The sequence below is a fragment of the Flavobacterium sp. Root420 genome, from assembly GCF_001427905.1.
Taxonomy (GTDB): Bacteria; Bacteroidota; Bacteroidia; order Flavobacteriales; family Flavobacteriaceae; genus Flavobacterium.
In genome coordinates this window covers 360390-379468 of the sequence record NZ_LMEF01000001.1, presented here as the reverse complement: position 1 = coordinate 379468, position 19079 = coordinate 360390, and the positions used below count along the sequence as shown (strand labels likewise).

General features: G+C 34.9%; 16 protein-coding genes. 7 read left to right on the top strand and 9 right to left on the bottom strand.

Annotation, left to right across the window (positions count from 1 at the left end):
* The first annotated feature begins 204 nt into the window (after window positions 1–204).
* The 3 genes from ASC72_RS01685 to ASC72_RS01675 all read left to right on the top strand — a co-directional run bounded on the left by ASC72_RS01685 (window position 205) and on the right by ASC72_RS01675 (window position 2347).
* Window positions 205–1053, top strand: a complete 849-nt coding sequence (locus ASC72_RS01685; protein WP_056185741.1) for an NAD(P)H-hydrate dehydratase — start codon at window positions 205–207, stop codon at window positions 1051–1053.
* Window positions 1054–1191: 138 nt separating this feature from the next.
* Entirely contained in the window at window positions 1192–1974 is a 783-nt protein-coding gene (locus tag ASC72_RS01680; RefSeq protein WP_056185738.1) for a HipA family kinase, read from the top strand.
* Window positions 1964–2347: a DUF3037 domain-containing protein gene (locus tag ASC72_RS01675; protein WP_056185734.1), complete on the top strand. Its 384-nt coding sequence runs from the start codon at window positions 1964–1966 to the stop codon at window positions 2345–2347. Before ASC72_RS01680 ends, ASC72_RS01675 begins: the two co-directional genes overlap by 11 nt.
* A gap of 273 nt (window positions 2348–2620) precedes the next feature.
* On the opposite strand, the gene ASC72_RS01670 is transcribed toward ASC72_RS01675, so the two are convergent.
* On the bottom strand, window positions 2621–3733 hold the full coding sequence (locus tag ASC72_RS01670) for a polysaccharide lyase family 1 protein (protein WP_056185730.1): 1113 nt from the start codon (window positions 3731–3733) through the stop codon (window positions 2621–2623).
* Window positions 3734–3948: 215 nt separating this feature from the next.
* On the opposite strand from ASC72_RS01670, the gene ASC72_RS01665 reads away from it, so the two are divergent.
* A complete protein-coding gene (locus tag ASC72_RS01665) occupies window positions 3949–4518 on the top strand; it encodes a Crp/Fnr family transcriptional regulator (protein ID WP_056185727.1) in 570 nt (189 codons plus the stop codon).
* A gap of 184 nt (window positions 4519–4702) precedes the next feature.
* Here the strand turns inward: ASC72_RS01665 and ASC72_RS01660 are convergent, their stop codons facing one another.
* The 6 genes from ASC72_RS01660 to thrA all read right to left on the bottom strand — a co-directional run bounded on the left by ASC72_RS01660 (window position 4703) and on the right by thrA (window position 12502).
* Complete coding sequence (locus tag ASC72_RS01660; protein WP_056185723.1) at window positions 4703–5251, bottom strand: HutD family protein; 549 nt, start codon at window positions 5249–5251, stop codon at window positions 4703–4705.
* 241 nt (window positions 5252–5492) lie between these two features.
* Window positions 5493–5999 carry a GNAT family N-acetyltransferase gene (locus ASC72_RS01655; protein ID WP_056185720.1) on the bottom strand — a complete coding sequence of 169 codons (507 nt, stop codon included), beginning with the start codon at window positions 5997–5999 and terminating at the stop codon, window positions 5493–5495.
* Window positions 6000–6627: 628 nt separating this feature from the next.
* Entirely contained in the window at window positions 6628–7152 is a 525-nt protein-coding gene (locus ASC72_RS01645; RefSeq protein ID WP_056185712.1) for a hypothetical protein, read from the bottom strand.
* 197 nt (window positions 7153–7349) lie between these two features.
* Window positions 7350–8639 (bottom strand): threonine synthase, encoded by a 1290-nt coding sequence (thrC, locus tag ASC72_RS01640; protein ID WP_056185709.1) that lies wholly within the window; start codon window positions 8637–8639, stop codon window positions 7350–7352.
* 338 nt (window positions 8640–8977) lie between these two features.
* Window positions 8978–9913, bottom strand: a complete 936-nt coding sequence (locus ASC72_RS01635) for a homoserine kinase (RefSeq protein ID WP_056185706.1) — start codon at window positions 9911–9913, stop codon at window positions 8978–8980.
* A gap of 141 nt (window positions 9914–10054) precedes the next feature.
* Window positions 10055–12502, bottom strand: coding sequence for a bifunctional aspartate kinase/homoserine dehydrogenase I (gene thrA / locus ASC72_RS01630; RefSeq protein WP_056185703.1), 2448 nt, complete (start codon window positions 12500–12502; stop codon window positions 10055–10057).
* A gap of 634 nt (window positions 12503–13136) precedes the next feature.
* Here thrA and hutH point away from each other — a divergent pair.
* The 3 genes from hutH to ASC72_RS01615 are packed head-to-tail and all read left to right on the top strand — an operon-like array spanning window position 13137 to window position 16721.
* The gene (gene hutH / locus ASC72_RS01625; protein WP_056185701.1) at window positions 13137–14651 is read left to right on the top strand and encodes a histidine ammonia-lyase; all 1515 of its coding nucleotides are present in this window, start codon (window positions 13137–13139) and stop codon (window positions 14649–14651) included.
* A gap of 48 nt (window positions 14652–14699) precedes the next feature.
* Complete coding sequence (locus ASC72_RS01620) at window positions 14700–15344, top strand: DUF47 domain-containing protein (RefSeq protein WP_007810732.1); 645 nt, start codon at window positions 14700–14702, stop codon at window positions 15342–15344.
* 33 nt (window positions 15345–15377) lie between these two features.
* Window positions 15378–16721, top strand: coding sequence for an inorganic phosphate transporter (locus ASC72_RS01615; protein WP_056185698.1), 1344 nt, complete (start codon window positions 15378–15380; stop codon window positions 16719–16721).
* A 241-nt stretch (window positions 16722–16962) separates the two neighbouring features.
* On the opposite strand, the gene ASC72_RS01610 is transcribed toward ASC72_RS01615, so the two are convergent.
* Both ASC72_RS01610 and rimK read right to left on the bottom strand, forming a co-directional pair.
* Window positions 16963–17478 carry a DUF421 domain-containing protein gene (locus ASC72_RS01610; RefSeq protein WP_082564225.1) on the bottom strand — a complete coding sequence of 172 codons (516 nt, stop codon included), beginning with the start codon at window positions 17476–17478 and terminating at the stop codon, window positions 16963–16965.
* Window positions 17479–17573: 95 nt separating this feature from the next.
* Window positions 17574–18947 carry a 30S ribosomal protein S6--L-glutamate ligase gene (rimK, locus tag ASC72_RS01605; protein ID WP_056185692.1) on the bottom strand — a complete coding sequence of 458 codons (1374 nt, stop codon included), beginning with the start codon at window positions 18945–18947 and terminating at the stop codon, window positions 17574–17576.
* Between the last annotated feature and the right edge of the window lie 132 nt (window positions 18948–19079).

The following is a 19079-nucleotide window of genomic DNA, read 5'->3' as shown; positions in this document are numbered from 1 at the left end:
TAGGGGACTCAGGTAATAAGAAAGGACTTTGTTCTTCAAAATTTTATGTAACTTTAAATAATAAAGGGAAACAATTTGATAGTATACGATTCTTTATTTTCACAGGCAGCTAATGTGTTTTAAAAAAAGTGAAATGCCTTTCTGCGAAAAGTAAAGCTATGATTCTATGTGTTTAAAAATAATTACCCTAACTAAGACTGTCACATGAAAACGCCATTTTTAATCACAAAAGAAGAAATTCTAAAATGCTATAAACCTGTAAATCCTCATACCCATAAAGGACTTCAAGGCCACGCTGTGATTATTGCCGGAAGTTATGGCAAAATAGGAGCAGCAGTTTTAGCCTCAAAATCCTGCCTAAAATCAGGTTGCGGACTCGTAACGACTTTTACACCAAAATGCGGTTATCCAATTCTGCAAATCTCCATTCCTGAAGTTATGGTTGTCACTGATGAAAATTCGAATTTTATCACCAATATTCATCTTCCATTAATTCCACAAGCAATCGGAATTGGCCCGGGAATCGGGCAGGAGCTGGCAACTCAAAAAGCATTATTTGAGTTTTTAAGAAGCAATAAAGTTCCTTTAGTTTTAGATGCAGATGCTCTAAATATTTTGGCAGAAAACCAATCCTGGCTGGAACTAGTTCCAGAAAATACCATCCTGACACCTCATCCAAAAGAATTAGAACGTTTGATTGGCAAGTGGAATTCGGAATCAGAAAAATTTCAAAAAACAATCGCTTTCTCAGAAAAGCATAAAGTGATTATCGTAATGAAAGGCGCACCAACGTACATCATCAACAAACAAGAAATCTACGAAAACACAACCGGAAACGCCGCCCTCGCCACCGCAGGAAGTGGCGATACCCTAACCGGAATCATCACAAGTTTTCTGGCGCAAGGCTACGAACCCAAACATGCCGCAAAACTTGGCGTCTTCCTTCATGGCCTAACTGCTGATATTGCTTTACCAGAAACGGCTTATCAATCTTTTATAGCCTCTGATATTATTGAAAATCTTGGGCGAGCTTTTTTGGAATTAGATAATTAGAAAATGTGCCAATTAGATAATTAGATAATTTTCATGATCACGAGAAGTCTTTTTTCTTTATTCTAGCTTCTTTTTTCTAAAATCTAAAAATCTAAGAAGTCTAAAGATCTAACAATCTAAATTAGTAAGTTTGTATATATGAAAAACAATTTCGATCTCAGAACGGTAAATGTCACTCGTTACATCACGCCTTTGCGCGAAGGCGGTTCTTTACCCGCTTTGGCAGAAGCCGATGACGATTTTAAATACGTCCTAAAATTCAAAGGAGCCGGTCACGGTGTAAAAGCTTTGATTGCCGAGTTACTTGGCGGACAAATTGCAAAAGCCTTAAAAATGCAGCTTCCGGAATTGGTTTTTGCCAATCTCGATGAAGCATTTGGAAGATCCGAAGGCGACGAAGAAATTCAGGATTTACTACAAGGAAGTCAGGGATTGAATTTAGCACTTCATTTTTTGTCAGGTTCGATCACTTTTGATCCTGTTGTAACGACTGTAGATGATAAATTAGCTTCACAAATTGTTTGGCTGGACGCATATATCACTAATGTAGACAGAACGTTTAGAAATACCAATATGTTGATTTGGCATAAAGAATTATGGCTGATCGACCACGGTGCCTGTTTGTATTTTCATCATTCCTGGAACAATTGGGAACAGCATGCCACAAGTCCGTTTGCTTTGATCAAAGATCACGTTTTACTGCCACAGGCTTCACTTTTGAAAGAAGTTGATGCCGAGTTCAAAACGCTTTTAACAAACGAAAAATTAGAAGAAATTGTCAATACAATTCCAGAAGAATGGCTGATTTGGGAGGATACCGATGAAACCCCGGAAGCGTTGCGAAATGTATACTTACAGTTTTTGCAAACCCGATTAAATAATTCCGAAATCTTTGTAAATCAAGCTCAAAATGCAAGATAGTCACTTATATGAGTATGCCGTAATTCGCGTGGTACCCAGAGTGGAGCGCGAAGAATTCCTGAATATCGGAATCATTTTGTTTTGCAAAAAAGCCAAATTTATAAAAGTATTATCCCATATTAATGATGCCAAAATTGAAGCACTGTCCAATGATTTTGATATAGAGCAATTGCATTGTAATATAACCGCCCTTAAAAAAATAGCAGCCGGAGATAAAGATGGAGGCCCAATTGGACAAATGGATATTCCCGAGCGTTTTCGATGGCTAACCGCAATCCGAAGCTCAGCCATTCAAACGTCAAGACCACATTCGGGACTATGTGAAGATTTGGAGAAAACAATTCAGAGATTATTTGAAGAACTTGTGCTTTAAAAAGGTTTAAAGGGGCAAAGAAACAAAGGTTCAAAGGTTTTTCTGTAGAGGCGCACAGTAGTGCGTCTAACATCTGATTTAAATAACCTTAGCGGATCTCTGTGCAAAACCTCTGTGAATTTCTGTGGTAATTAATACAAAATAAAAAGTCAACCCCTGTAAGGATTTACACTTGCAGGGGTTGACAAAACTAAAACTAACTAACTCAGATTTTTAAAACCATAGTTTCAAACAATGAATTCGAAACTATGGAATTCTAAAAAAGAGGTTTAATTAAAATGATCCACAGATATTTCCGCCTAAAGTTGGACCTGCATTAGCAGAAACATCAGCTTTAACGGCAGTTTTATCAAGTTTTACAATGGTGTACGGAGGCGTAAAGGCAGTATTGCTTCCTGCCTGGTTTCCTGAGGTATTCGTAAAAACGTTGTCAACTGCAGTAACAGCTGTAAAACCAGTCATTAAATCGATAGGTGTTTTTACTCCTTCAAAAACGTTTGTTTCTACGCGAATATCAGCTTCAAAACCAGCAGCGATACATTTATTGCTCACAGTGCTGTTAAAGAAACTATTTACGATATGTACCTTTCCAAAACGAACTCTCGGCATTCTTTCTTTACATCCAGGAGCCCACCAGCAACGAGCAAATGTAATTCTTAGTTTTCCACGATCAGCAGTTGCACCATCGCTTGAACCAATTAAGTTTGAATATCTGTGATCGTCTGATCCTCCGGAACCTCCTGCTTTTGGTGGTTTTAGATAATGGAATTTAGAATAAGTAACCGAAATATAATCTGATTTGTTTTTGATATCAAAGTTTCCGTCAACACCGTCTCTAAACTCGCAGTGATCCACCCATACATTTTGGCAGTCGTCTAAAATAGCATTGTCCCAACCATCAGTATCGTAAGCACCAGGCCCTTCAAAAATTAAGTTTCTAATGATTAAATTCTTACATCTTTTAATGTTGATAATTCCAGACCCATCTTTAGTTTGATTCGTCGAAACCAATTTTGCACCACTTGCTCCATAAATGGTTTTACCGGTTTGATCCTGAAATGACAGTCTTGTCGTAATGGTAATTGTACCCGTAACCTTTACTACTTTAACAGCAGTGTTTTCAAGAGCTGATTTCAGCTGTGCGTAAGTCGTAACAACTGTTTCTGCGGCAGATCCTCCACCGGTTGTTCCTCCGTTTTGTGATGCCCATCCCGGGACCTGAGCGCAGTTTCCAACCTTTGCAGTTAAATTACTTGCTTTCGTTGTGGTTGTTTCAATAGCAGCATTCTCGTCACCTTGAGGAGAAGTAATTTCTTCAGTATTACACGCTGTAAAACCGAAAACCAGTGTTAAAAGAAACACTGAAAATGTTGATTTAAATTTCATAATAATTAAGTTTGGTTAAATAGTTAAGACTGCAAATCTGCTTATTATTTGTATGAAAAAAGTTGAACAAGTTCAATGTTTTGAAAATAAATTACTATTAATTATACTTTAACAGCAATTACATTACAAAAAAGTATATTTTTGCGTAATCGATTACATTATTTTTCATTCATTCACCTACTTACGCCCCTGAGTAAGAATAAAAATAAAGTCACATGTATAAAAACCTACGATTAAGCATTGAACGCAAAATTTCCCTAACAGATGATGAATGGAATTTTGTAGTTGAAAAAACAGAATTTATTAAACTTAAGAAGAATGAATTTCTTCAAATTCAAAATTCAAACAGTTCCTATGAATGCTTTATTTTAAAAGGAGCTTTTAAAACCTATATTTTGAATGATAATGGAAATGAAACTGTTATTTTCTTCTCTTTCGAAAACGAGTGGATGTGCGATCTGGAAAATTTTTACCATCAAAAGCCAACAACTTACAACATCAAGGCACTAGAAGACAGTGAAATTTTGGTCATTAGCAAAGCCAATAAAACGCTCTTATTTGAGCAGGTTCCAAAACTGATCCAGTTTCATATTATAATGGTTGAAAAAGCCAATATCGCCATTCAACAAAGACTTTTAGATGTTTTAAACAAAAATTCCAAACAACGTTATCTGGAATTTATAGAACGATATCCGAACAAGTTTAAAGTGATAAGCAATAAAAACTTATCCTCCTATCTTGGCGTTTCCCATGAATTTTTGTCGAAGATTAAGAGAAGGGTTTAAGGATTGTTGTTCCGTATGAGAGAAGGTTCAAAGGGGCAAAGCAACAAAGGGTCAAAGGTTTAAAAAAAATAATCTCGCAAAGTCGCAGAGCCGCAAAGTTTTCTCTTTTATATTTCTTTGCGACTCTGCGACTTTGCGAGATTAAAAAAACTTCGTGTCTTAGCGCCTTCGTGGCAAAATATGATTAAAAATCCAATACTCCAAAGAGGCATTCATTAGAAAAATGAAGCATTATATTTTCCTTTTTTATATTTTCAATCACTAATACATCATAAGGTTTGAGATGGTATGGATTCTCATTAATTTTAATAACTGTTGTATGTAAAGAAAATAAAATCATTATTTGAGCATTACAATTCTGATTATTATTTGTTATTTTCAGTTTGTGATGACGTATTTTTTCAGAAACCATCCAGTTAAAATCAATACCTTTTGAATAAGAAGTCACCTCATCATTTGAATTAAATTCCATGATTTCATATTTCTCATATACTTTTTTTTCTTTGTTTACCACAATATGCAAGCCGTTATTTAGCATAACCAAATACCGATAATAGCCCTTAAATTTGGTAAATTCAGAAGGCTCTTGCTCTATTGTAGCACTGCTTATTCTGAATACAAAATCTCTGTCGGCATAGCTTGCTGTTTCCGGATATATCATATATTCATATGTCAATCCACCACTCCAAATAGAGGCTTTATTATCTTCTTTAGGTAAAAGATGTATGTTCATTTTTTATTATTTAAAAAAGGTTCAAAGTTGCAAAGTTACAAAGAGGCATAGGTTTTTTTGTAGAGACGCACAGCAGTGCGTCTAACGTAAGAATTGAAAATCTCTCAATCCCGATAGCTATCGGGAACGAAGTAGTAAAGAAATATGAAAAAAGAAAACTTTGCGACTCTGCTCCCGATAGCTATCAGGATTGCGAGATTAAAAAAACTTCGTGCCTTAGCGCCTTCGTGGCAAGAGAAACTTAAATCCTTTTCTCCAAATAAATAAACTCCAAAGGCACCTCAGAAACCGTGATATGAATTCCGCTCTCAGGAAAAGCTTCCCTTTCGCCTGTATCAACATAACCGTGGCGTTTATACCACGCAATAAGCTCTTCACGTACCGAAATAACGGTCATAATAATACTCGACAAACCCAAAGATTTAGCGTGATTTTCGGCTTCAGCCAATAGCTTTTTCCCGATTCCGCTGTTTTGTAATTCTGGCGAAACGGTTAACATTCCCAAATACAATTGATGTTCTTTTTCGACCAATAAAACAGAACCAATAATTTTATCGTTCTCCGTGTATTTCAAAATCGTATTCTTCGGATTCAGAATCGTTTCCATTAATTCTTCTTCATTTGTTCTTTTTCCTTCTAATAAATTGGCTTCGGTAGTCCAGCCTTTTTTAGAAGTTTCGCCTCTGTAAGCAGAGTTAATTAAAATGTTTAATGCGGGAATATCTTGTAAGGTTGCTTTTGTAATCATGATACTATTTATGCGGGTAATAATTTTTTAAATTTTTGAATTGCCTCCAGCTTTAGCTGGAAGAACAAAATTACAATATTGAAGAATGGCTTTAGCCCAATTTGTTATTTAAGTTTTTTTGATTTCTTATTTAATAAAAAGTAATAGGTAAAATGAGTTAATAAAACTATTGAAATTCCAATATTCCAATATTCTTTGAAATAGGCAAAAGGGTTATAGCATTCACAACAGCTTTGAAACTTAGTTTCTGGTAAACGAAAATAAATCGGAAGCAATATTAAAAAAAGGAATAGGAAAATTGACAAAATTATGAAACGACCATATTTGATTTTAAAATGATCAACTAAGCCATAACATAGCATTTGAATAATCAATAGTATTAGAAATGACTTTTCCATAATTCTATTTTCAATTATTTGTTTTTAAAGAATTCATTAAGTCCAATCGATTCTTAATTCGTTTAATAATGTCTAGATCATTGTCCCCATGAATATCTCTAATATTATAATTTGGATTTCTGGGATCGGTAGTTTTCTGAAATTCATTAATATTAAGATTGAAAAGTGCCTGGCCAAATCTCTGACTTGGATTCTTTTCTAGATAAGATTCTAATAACTCAAGTATGAGTTTATGTTCTTGTTTCATCTGAACTATTTTTACTTAAGTTTTCTAAATATTTTACAGGATCGCTTAAGAAAGTATATGCATTTGAAACTTTTATACTTTCAATAAGAGTTTCTATTATTGGTTTTAAAATATTTCCTTTTAAATCCATCAATAGAAGGTTATTTTTTTCGCACAGGCTCAAAATCGATTGAAAGACATTAGTAATATTTGAGGCTTTTCTTAAATCAATTCTAAAATGAAACTCTTCAATTTTAGTTTTATCATCATTTAAGCAAATACAAGCATCATTATCTTCTTCCTTTTTTTCATTTCCTTTCCAATTTAAACAAGTTTCATCGCCCCAACCAGCTTTTGGAATAATATTATCAAGTTCAGAAATAATTGAAGAAATATTTCCATCAAAATTTTTCCAAAAAGAATCTGTGTCAGGTAAAAAATCTGATTTATTATTTTTGAAAATACATTCGTAGTTATCGTTAATAGAATTTTCAGGTACTACGATCAAAAGATATTGCCAAATTGCCATTTTAATTAATTTTTAACTACTAGTCGAAGTTCCTTTTTTTGAACGTGTTTACAAATGCGATTAAGAAAAGACATATCAAACATAATATTAATACTTATGAAAAGCTAGTCAAATTATACATAAAAAAGCCACAAATCACACTTCTATTAAATTGGTGTAATCCGTGGCTTCAAAATTTATTAAAGAGATAAAAATTATTACCCCAAAAACGCCTTCAATCCCTCATAAGTCTTAATCTTCACACTCACTTTATCTTCATTCATAACACTTTCAATCTGCTCTGGAATTGGAAGTGTAATGCTTAAAGCAGGTTCAACCACATCCAAAAATTTAATAGGATGTGCGGTTTCTAAGAAAACACCAATCGCGTTATCGTGTTTTTGTAATTCTTTTTTCAAACCTAAATAACCCACAGCGCCGTGTGGTTCTGCGATATAACCGTTGGTATTGTAAATTTGTTTTAGGGCTGCGAGTGTTTCTTCATCGGTATAACTGTACGATGAGAAATCTTTTTCGAAAGCTTTTAAATCATTGTTGTACAATTCCTGAATTCTAATAAAGTTACTTGGGTTTCCAACGTCCATAGCGTTCGAAATAGTTGCTTTAGAAGGTTTTGGATCGTATTTTCCGCTTTCCAGGAATCTAGGTACGGTATCGTTGACGTTGGTAGACGCTACAAAATGCTCAATTGGCAAACCTAATTTCTTTGCCATAATTCCGGCGCAGATATTCCCAAAATTGCCACTTGGGCAAGAGAAAATCAACGGTTTGTTTTGGCTTTTCAATGCTTTGTAAGCAAAGAAGAAATAGAACATTTGTGGCAGCCATCGCGCAATATTAATAGAATTCGCCGAAGTCAGGTTTTTATGCGCTAAAGTTTCATCTAAAAACGCTTTTTTAACCATATCCTGGCAATCATCAAAAACGCCATCTACTTCAAGTGCTTTAATGTTTTTTCCTAAAGTGGTCAATTGTTTTTCCTGAATGTCGCTCACTTTTCCTGAAGGATATAAAATCACAACATCAACGCCGTCAACACCCAAAAATCCGCTCGCAACCGCACCGCCCGTATCTCCGGAAGTCGCTACTAAAACGGTATTTTTACTGTCTTTTTTATCTTTATTAAAATACGCCAGACAACGTGACATAAATCGCGCTCCAACGTCTTTAAAAGCCATTGTTGGCCCGTGAAATAATTCTAACGAATAAATCCCGTTCTCCACTTCCACAACCGGAAAATCAAAAGATAAGGTATCCTTAATAATTTCTCTTAAATTTTCCTCGGGAATGTCATCGCCCACAAACTGCTGAATCACATCAAAAGCAATGTCGTTATGGCTTAAATTTTCGATTACATTAAAAAACGCAGGATTTAAAGGCGTAATGATCTGCGGAAAATACAATCCTTTATCACTCGCTAATCCTTGTATTACAGCTTCCTTAAACGAAACTTCTGGTGCATTATGGTTTAAACTATAGTATTTCATGGTTTAATTTTAGATTTTAGATTTTAGATTTTAGAAAAAGAGAATAGAGTATAGAGTATAGAAAATAGACTTTCTTTCTGTCAAATTCCAATTTTTAAAATTCCAAATCCCAATATTTATATTATTTAAGTCTCGTTTTGTCATTTCGAGGAACGAGAAATCACATCCAGAGAGCAACGTACTGTGTGGTTACGTTATGTGATTTCTCGTTCCTCGAAATGACAAACTGTGTGTTATTCTTTGTGTGCTATACTTTTTGTTTCATACTTTGCGGACTTTGACTCCGCTCAGTCTGACAAACGTCCACAAATTTTTAATTCTAATTTTTTTTAATTCTTTTAAAGAATCCTCACGCCATCAGGATTAATTTTTGATACGTGAATTTCATAAGGCAAATTCATGTTTTCGTAAACATCGCTCATGGCTTTGGCGATTTGGTCGGCGGTATTTTTTCCTCTGCTTAGAGCAAAAATCGACGGGCCGGAACCTGAAATTCCGGAACCTAAAGCACCGTTTTCTAGAGCCGTTTGTTTGATTAAATCAAAACCCGGAATCAAAACGCTTCTTAAAGGCTCAACGATTTCGTCATGAAGCGATCTTCCAATCAAATCATAATCTTTGGTGTATAAACCGGCAATTAATCCGCCCACATTTCCCCATTGCATGATCGCACTTTTAAGGGAAACCGTTTGTTTCAATACCGAACGAGCATCTGAAGTTTTCAATTCAATTTGAGGATGAACAACCGTTGCGTACAATTCCTCTGGACTGTCAATTCGGATAATATCAAGTGGAGCATAACTTCTTACTAAAGTAAATCCGCCTAAAAGGGCAGGAGCAACGTTGTCTGCATGCGCGTTTCCGCTGGCTAATTTTTCGCCCTGCATCGCAAACTGCACCAAATCTTTACGGGAATATGGTCTTCCTAATAATTCATTAATCCCAAAAACCGCTCCGGCAGAACTTGCAGCACTGCTTCCAATTCCGCTTCCGGCTTTAATGTTTTTGTAGATTTCGATTTCAAAACCAAAATCTATAGAATTAAAATGGCCTTCATAAGCTTCTAACATTGCCAAAGCTGCAACACCTGAAACGTTTTTCTCGGTTTCCAATGGTAAATCAGCACCTACAATTTTAGTAATACGAACGCCTTTCTGATCTGTTTTTCGAACAATCATTTCGTCACCCGCAGTGTCTAAGCAAAGTCCAAGTACGTCAAATCCACACGAAAGATTCGCGATAGTTGCCGGGCAAAATAGTTTAATTTCTTCCATGTTAATAGGTTCAAAGTGGCAAAGGTTCAAAGGAACAAAGGCTTGCCTCTAGATTTTTATATTTAGGTTCAAAGGTTCAGAGAGGCAAAGCGACAAAGTAAAAACCTTTGAACCTTTGCACCTCTGTGCCTTTGTACCTTACTAAACGTTTCCAATGCGAATTACATCTGCAAAAATCCCTGATGCCGTAACCGCAGCTCCGGCTCCGGCGCCTTTGATCAATAACGGCTGATCTACGTAACGATCTGTGTAGAACAATACGATATTGTCTTTTCCTTCTAAATTATAGAAAGGATGATCTTTTGTGATGAATTGCAGACCAACGCTTGCTTTTCCGTTTTCGAATTGCGCTACGTATTTCAATCTTGAATCTTTTGCTAATGCTTCTTCGTATATTTTTTCAAAATGTGGAGCGTGTTTTATTAGCGATGCAAAAAAATCATTGTTATTTGTTGTTTCCAAACATTCGGCTGGCAGGAATGATTCGTTTGCGATGGCGTCAATATCCATTTCGTAACCGCTTTCGCGAATTAAAATCAGAATTTTACGAGCAACGTCGATTCCGCTTAAGTCTATTTTTGGATCTGGTTCTGTGAAACCCTGAACTCCGGCCTCTTTTACAACATCATGAAAAGAGTTATTCTTGTCAAAATTGTTGAAAATGAAATTCAGACTTCCGGATAAAACCGCCTGAATTTTATGCACTTTATCGCCAGAAGCAATTAAGTTTTTTACGGTGTCAATAATTGGCAATCCCGCACCCACATTCGTTTCAAACAAAAATGGAGCGTTGTATTGGCGAGATAAACTTTTTAATTTTTTATAATTGTCATACGCAGAGGAACAGGCAATTTTATTGCAGGTTACAACGGCAATACTTTCTTTTAAGAATTTCTCATACATTTCAGAAACGCTTGCATTTGCTGTAATATCCACAAAAATACTGTTACGTAAATTCATTTCTTTGGCACGTGCGATAAATTCTGTTGGAATAGCATGTTCGCCTTTGTCTAAAGTCGATTTCCAGTCTTTTAATGAAATTCCGTCTTCGTCAAAAACCATTTTTCTTGAATTTGATAAAGCGATAACGCGAACGTTGATTTTTAAATTATCTTTTAAGAATTTCTTTTGAGAGTGAATCTGCTCAATGAATTTTTCACCCACATTTCCAACACCCATTACGAATAAATTCAGCTGTTTGGTGTTTTCTTCAAAGAAATTTTCGTGCAAAGTATTCAACGCTTTTTTAACGTCTCTTTCGTTGATCACAGTCGAAATATTACGTTCAGAAGCACCTTGCGCAATCGCACGGATATTTACGTTGTTTTTTCCTAAGGTACTGAACATTCTACCGCTCAAACCCTGGTGGTTTTTCATGTTTTCTCCAACCAAAGCAATGATGCAAAGGTCTTTTTCTACAATTGCAGGATCGATTTTGTTCTGCAAAATCTCTACTTCAAAAGCTCTGTTGATCGCAGCTTCTGCATTTTCAGCATCCGAATTCAAAATTCCGATACAAATGGAATGTTCAGAAGAAGCCTGAGTAATGAAAATAACATTGATTTTTTCCTGAGATAATACTTCGAACAAACGTCTTGATGAACCTGAAACTCCAATCATTCCCGGACCTTCAAGTGTTACAAGCGAAATATTATCGATATGGCTGATTCCTTTTACAACCGAATCTTTAGACGAAACCTGATCAGAAATCAAAGTTCCCACCGCTTCCGGTTCAAAAGTATTTTTAATTAAAATTGGAATATTTTTTCTTAAAACAGGCTGAATTGTTGGCGGATACAACACTTTGGCTCCAAAATGCGACAATTCCATCGCTTCCTGATATGAAATGTTGGCAATTGGCTGTGCCTGTTTTACGATTTTCGGATTGGCAGTAAACATTCCGTTCACGTCTGTCCAAATTTCTAATTGTGATGCATCAAGTGCTCCGGCAATAATAGCAGCAGTATAATCAGAACCACCACGGCCTAAAGTTGTAGTGATTCCGTCAAGAGTCAAAGCGATAAATCCCGGTAAAATATTGATTTGCGATTTATTTTCTGCAAAATATTCCTGAATCAATTGGTTTGAAATCTCAAAATTCACAACTGCTTTTCCGAAGTCAGCATTTGTTTTGATTATTTCGCGGCTGTCTTTATAAACCACATTTTTATCAATTTGCTGATACGCCTGCGCAATGATATAAGACGAAAGTAATTCTCCGAAACTTAAAATAGTATCAGCCGTTCTTGGAGATAATTCGCCTAATAAGAAACATCCATCCAATAAAGTTTCTAAATGGTTGATGATTCTTTTGATATGACTCAACAAGCTGCTTTGTTCGCTAACCGGAATAAGTTCTTTTAAAGTATCAAGGTGTTTTTTCTCGATTTCAGCAACAATTTCTCTAAAGCTTTCGTCATTAGCTGCCGCTTTTGCTGCTGCCAATTGCAATAAATCGGTCACTTTGCTTAAAGCTGAAACCACAATAACTAATTGATCTTGCTTTGATTTTTGGTTAACAATTTCGAGAACGAGTTTTATATTTTGAGCATTGGCAACCGAAGTTCCGCCAAATTTTAATACTTTCATTTTGATGATTTTTTTCTTTTTATGCAAATATTTTTATGTATCCAATGACTTTCTTCTTTCACGAAAAAAGTATAGATAACCAGGATTATATGTAAAATGTATACCCCTAAGGGGTAGTAGTTGTTGTAGAAATTGTTGTAGCAGCAATTGCAACTCCAGTTTGAGTTGTCATTGTAGATTGATATTTTGCGCTGTTACTTTTCATTTTTGATGTTTCAAAAGTACAGATTTTTATAAAAGCTAAAAACCTTTATTTTCTTTTTGCGAATATTTTAATAATTCAAATCTCATTCATTTAATATTGAGGTTTTGTTAAGATTGAATATCATAAATTGATGTATTCGTATATTTGAAGCTGTATTTGTTGGGAATACATGAGGTTAAAAGGTTGGTTTTAATCAAAATATTGGATAAAAACAGTCATTAGTCTATAAATTAAGTAGGAAATTAATTTTTATAATTAAGTTTTTGCGTTTGATTTTGCAGAAGAAAATAAAGCCTTGATTTTGTATGATTAGTAATGTGAAATAGATAAATACATAGAATTTGTTCGGTTCAATTTTTAATTATTATGAACAAATGTTGCTTTTTAATATTGATTTGTTGAATTTTGATGCCTTAAATTAAAAATGACATGAGAGAAGTCCATTATATAAGTACTGAAACGGTAAGTTTAGAAGATCTGCAAGAGATTATTGTGAATCAGAAAATGCTTGAATTATCTGAAGAAGCAAAAGTAAACGTTCAGAAGTGCCGTGATTATTTAGATAAAAAAATGGCATCGCATTCAGAACCTATTTACGGAATCAACACCGGTTTTGGGTCACTTTGTAATGTGAAAATCTCGAATGAAAATTTATCAAAACTTCAGGAAAACCTGGTAAAGTCGCACGCTTGCGGTACCGGAGAAGAAGTCCCTGCGGAAATTGTAAAATTGATGCTGTTACTTAAAATTCAATCTTTAAGTTATGGGCATTCAGGGATTCAATTGCAAACGGTAAGTCGCTTGGTTGATTTCTATAATAATGATATTCTTCCTATTATATATACACAAGGTTCACTTGGTGCATCAGGAGATTTGGCACCATTGGCGCATTTATCTTTGCCTTTATTAGGAGAAGGCGAAGTGCTTTTTGAAGGAAAGAAAGTGGCTTCCGCAGAAGTTTTAAAACATTTTAATTGGGAGCCAATTGTTTTGCAGTCAAAAGAAGGTTTGGCTTTGCTTAACGGAACTCAGTTTATGAGTGCTTATGGAGCCTATATTTTATTAAAAGCCTATAAATATTCGTATTTGGCTGATTTAATCGGAACTATTTCTTTGGAAGGTTTTGATGGAAGAAGCGAACCTTTTAACGAATTGATTCATTTTATTCGTCCTCACAAAGGTCAAATTGTAACGGCTCGAAGAATAAATGAGTTTTTAGAAGGAAGCGAAATTATTGCTCAGGAGAAAAAGCACGTTCAGGATCCGTATTCTTTCCGCTGTATGCCTCAGGTTCATGGAGCTTCAAAAGATGCGATCGATTATGTTCGAAAAGTATTCAAAACCGAAATCAATTCGGTTACCGATAATCCAAATATATTTATTGAAGCCGATCAGATTATCTCTGGAGGAAATTTCCACGGACAGCCTTTAGCTTTAGCCTTAGATTTTATGGCAATCGCTTTAGCTGAATTAGGAAGTATTTCTGAAAGAAGAACGTATCAGTTGATTTCGGGTTTAAGAAATCTTCCGGCATTTTTGGTTGATAATCCGGGATTAAATTCAGGATTTATGATTCCACAATATACTGCAGCAAGTATCGCAAGTCAGAACAAACAATTGGCAACTCCTTCAAGTGTTGACAGTATTGTTTCGAGCAACGGACAGGAAGATCACGTGAGCATGGGAGCAAACGGAGCAACAAAGGCGTTGCGCGTTATGGATAATCTAGAACGTATTTTGGCGATTGAATTAATGAATGCTTCTCAGGCAATTGCTTATAGAGAGCCTTTAAAATCAAGTGATTTCATCGAAATGTTCTTAAGCAGTTACAGAGAAGTTGTGCCTTTGGTGAAAGAAGATCGAATCTTGCATTATGATATTGAAAAGACAGTTGCATTCCTGAATAGTTTCCAAATTGAAAACGATTTGTTAACAATGGCTTAACATTATAGAACATTAATGAAGTAATTTTGCACTATCAAAAATATAAAAATGTCAATAAACAGTATTTTCCAATTTTTAGTGCCGAAAGACAAGAAATTCTTTCCACTTTTTGAAGAGGCTTCAAGCAATTTAATTGAATTAGCTTCTAACTTACACGAAGCTGTAAACCTTCCATTAAAAGAAAGAGAAGTTCTTTTTCAAAAAATTGATGAATTAGAGCAAAAAGGAGAAGACATTACACGTCAAACCAATCTTGAATTGAGCAGAAACTTTATTACTCCATTTGATAGAGAGGATATTCACACCTTAATTACTTCTATTGATAACGTTGCAGATTACCTTCATGGTGCCGCAAGCAGAATGAGATTGTATCAGGTTGATAAGATCACAAAATCAATCAGAAAAATGACAGAAATCAATCTTGAAGCTTGTCAGAACATTGATAGTGCCGTAAAAGAATTGAGAAATTTAAAGAATTTCAAAGTCATAAAAGATGCTTGTGCCAGAATTAATAAATTGGAAAACAAGTCGGATAACGTTTATAACAAAGCAGTTTTTGAAATTTTTGAAAACGAAACAGACGCTAAAAATATCATTAAATATAAAGAGGTGTTATCTGTTTTAGAATCAGCAACAGATAAATGTAAGAGTGTTGCAAACATACTGGAATCTATTTCTGTAAAACATTCTTAAATTCAATTTATTTCATTCTGAAGTTATAATTTTATGACGCTACTTATAATTATTATAGTATTAGCTTTAATTTTTGATTACATCAATGGTTTTCATGATGCGGCAAATGCTATAGCTACCGTTGTTGCTACAAAGGTACTAACGCCTTTTCAGGCCGTTCTTTGGGCAGCATTTTTTAACTTTTTAGCCTATTGGGTTTTCGGATTTGGTGTTGCAGATACTGTTGCCAAAACAGCGCACACCATGGAGATTAACCTGGTTGTAATTCTGGCCGGTGTTATTGCAGCGATTTGCTGGAATTTATTAACCTGGTGGCTGGGAATTCCTTCAAGTTCATCACATACTTTAATTGGTGGTTTCGCCGGAGCAGCAATAGCTCATGCGATCGCTGTACACGGTTTTTCAGGTTACGCCGGAGAAGATGGAAGTACTCATTATTGGTACGAAATCGTAAGCTGGTACAAAGCTGGAAAAGATGGCGGAATGCCTTCGGGAGTCCTTATCATTATTGCATTTATTGTTTTAGCACCATTGTTAGGAGCATTAGCTTCGTATTTAATTTCAATTTGGTTGTTAAACGCTTCTCGTAAAAGTATTTTTCCTAAAATATTCACCGTAGGTTTAATGATTGCCACAGTTTGGATTGTGAGTAATTTAATGGTTCCTTATGAAGAGATTCTTAAGAATGGCAAACCTCGTTTTGATTCTCATTTTTGGAGCGTAGCTTTTGATCCGCATAATATTAAATGGTTTTTAGTTGCTTTCATTGTCTTAACAGTAAGTGCTTTTTGTTTAATATTCAGTAGTTTGAATCTTCATCAGGCAGATGCTGCTTTGAAAAAAATGCAACTACTATCTTCTGCTGCTTTTAGTTTAGGACACGGAGGAAATGATTCTCAAAAAGTAATGGGTATTATTGCTGCAGCTGTAGCGGTATATATCAATACAAATCCCGGAGTTCATATGGCATCCTGGTTAGACGTTGTTTTGCCAAATGATGATTTAGGAATAAAAGGAGTAATGCCGGGCTGGATTCCATTAGCGTGTTATTCTGCTATTGCTGCGGGAACTTTGAGTGGTGGATGGAAAATTGTGAAAACAATGGGTTCTAAAATTACAAAAGTAACATCATTCGAAGGTGTTGCAGCTGAAACTGCCGGAGCTTTAACATTGTATTTTACAGAACACTTAAAAATTCCGGTAAGTACAACGCATACTATTACAGGTTCTATCATCGGGGTTGGATTAACAAAACGTGTATCTGCGGTTCGTTGGGGTGTCACTGTAAGTTTGATTTGGGCTTGGATATTAACGATTCCTATTTCGGCTATTTTAGCAGGATTGGTTTACTTTGTATTGAGCGTATTTATTTCTTAGTAAAATGATTTTTGTAAAATGTGAGAAGTTTTGATCGCATTTTATCGACATAAAAAAAACTGGTTTCATGATTTGAAACCAGTTTTTTTTATATAGAAATTCCAATAATTTAAAATTCCAAATTCCAATGTTTGATCTGATTTCAAATTTGGAATTTGGAATTTTTATTTATAATTTTTTTATTGGAGTTTTTCTTTTCTTAATTGGAATTTGGAATTTGCTGTTTGGAATTTTTTAAATCTTATTTCCTAAAATTCTTATGATTGTGTTTTCTTTTGTAATGTGTCTGTTTGAGATGTTTTTGATCTTCAGAAATCACACTGATTGTACCATCAATTTCTAACATACAAAGCTTTACATCGGTAAAATGCTCTAAACCATGCTCACGCATCGCTTCTTTTAATTCGTCGTTAGAAATGTCTAATTTGCTTAACGCTTTAAAATCAAGTTTTCCGTCGTGAATTAAGATTTCCGGTTTATCCAAAAGAAAATCATTCAGTATTTTGTATTTGTGTGTTAGTTTTTTAATGATAAAATTAATCACAAACAAGGCTAAAGCCGCAACTAAACCTCCCCATAGGCTGGTGTCAGGACCAACCATGGCATTTTGAACTGAATTACTGATCAATAAAATCAGAATAATATCAGCGGTATTTAATTGCGAAAGCTCTTTTTTGCCGAAAATCCGCAATGCAATCGTCATAAAAAAATAAACGGCAAGACTTCTTAAAATAATATCTAAATACGAGTATAGCATCATTTTTTAGGATTTAAATTTAAAAAAAGCTTTGTCAAAGTTTTAAACTTTGACAAAGCTGCTAAAATAAATATTGAATATTAAGTTAGGGTGAACTAACTAATTATTTTAAAGTTTTTCTCAATTGCTTTAATCATTTCTCCGGCAACATCTTTGTTCGTTGCGCCTTCAATTCCTTCAAGTCCTGGCGAAGAGTTTACTTCCAATAATAATGGACCTTTTGAAGAACGAATAATATCGACACCTGCCACTTTTAAATCCATTGCTTTTGCGGCTTTTATAGCGATCTTTTTCTCTTCGGCCGTAACTTTTATTACTGATGCGGTTCCGCCAAGGTGAATGTTTGCTCTGAATTCTCCAGGCATCGCTTCACGCTGAATTGCTGCAACCACTTTTCCGTCAATTACAAAACAGCGAATGTCTTTTCCATTAGCTTCCTTGATAAATTCCTGAACCAGGATGTTTGCGTTTAAACTTTTAAAAGCATTGATTACACTTTCCGCCGCTTTTTTTGTTTCTGCTAAAACAACACCTTTTCCTTGTGTTCCTTCTAATAATTTTACGATTAAAGGCGAACCTCCAACCATCTTAATTAAATTGTCTGTATCCAGAGGAGAATTGGCAAAACCGGTTGTCGGAATATCAATTCCGCTGTTTAAAAGCAATTGCAATGAATATAATTTATCACGTGATTGTGTGATGGCTGTAGCTGAATTTAAAACGAAAACCTTTAAAGCTTCAAATTGACGCGTCAGAGCACAACCGTAAAAAGTGATGCTAGGTCGGATTCTCGGAATAATAGCATCAAACTGATTTAATATTTTTCCGCCTCTATAATGAATCTCAGGTGTTTTTGCATCCAGCTTCATATAACATTCTTTGATGTTCAAAAAATGCATTTCATGACCGCGCATTTCGCCGGCTTCCATGATTCTTTTGTTGCTGTATAATTCGGGATTACTTGCCAATAGTCCAATTCGTAAACCAGAAGTTGCTTTCTCTGAATTTTGATAAAGTTCTTTTAATGCTTCGGTTGTAGGTTGTCCTAATAGATATTTTTCTTCCGGATCAACTAACACACGTCCGCTCATAGCTTCACGACCTAAAAGCATTCGGAAACCCATGGAGTCACGATTGGTCAAGGTCATTTCGATAGGCCATTTTACTTCACCTATTTTCAGATTGGTTTGAATTACATATCGATGTTCCCTGAAACCGCTTGAGCTTTTTACAATTCTTTTGTCAACTAACGGAGCTTCACAATGAATGATGGTTTTAATATTATTCTGAATTGGATTAATATCAAATTTCACCCAATTGGCATCATTTTTTATAAAAGGAGCGATGTTGATGGCGTGCATTGCCGAAGTTTTGGCACCAGAATCAACACGAGCCTTGATTGTCGGGATTCCAAGTTCTGGAAATGAGCACCATTCTTCACTGCCTAAAATGACTTTGTTTTGAAGCATACGTTGTATTTTATTAATAGAATTTTAAATTCAAAAGTAGCTATTTGCTTTTATTAAAGATAGCAAATTATCTAAAAAAAATACCCGTTATGTTATGAAAACGTAACGGGTATTTTATTTTTGTTATAAAAT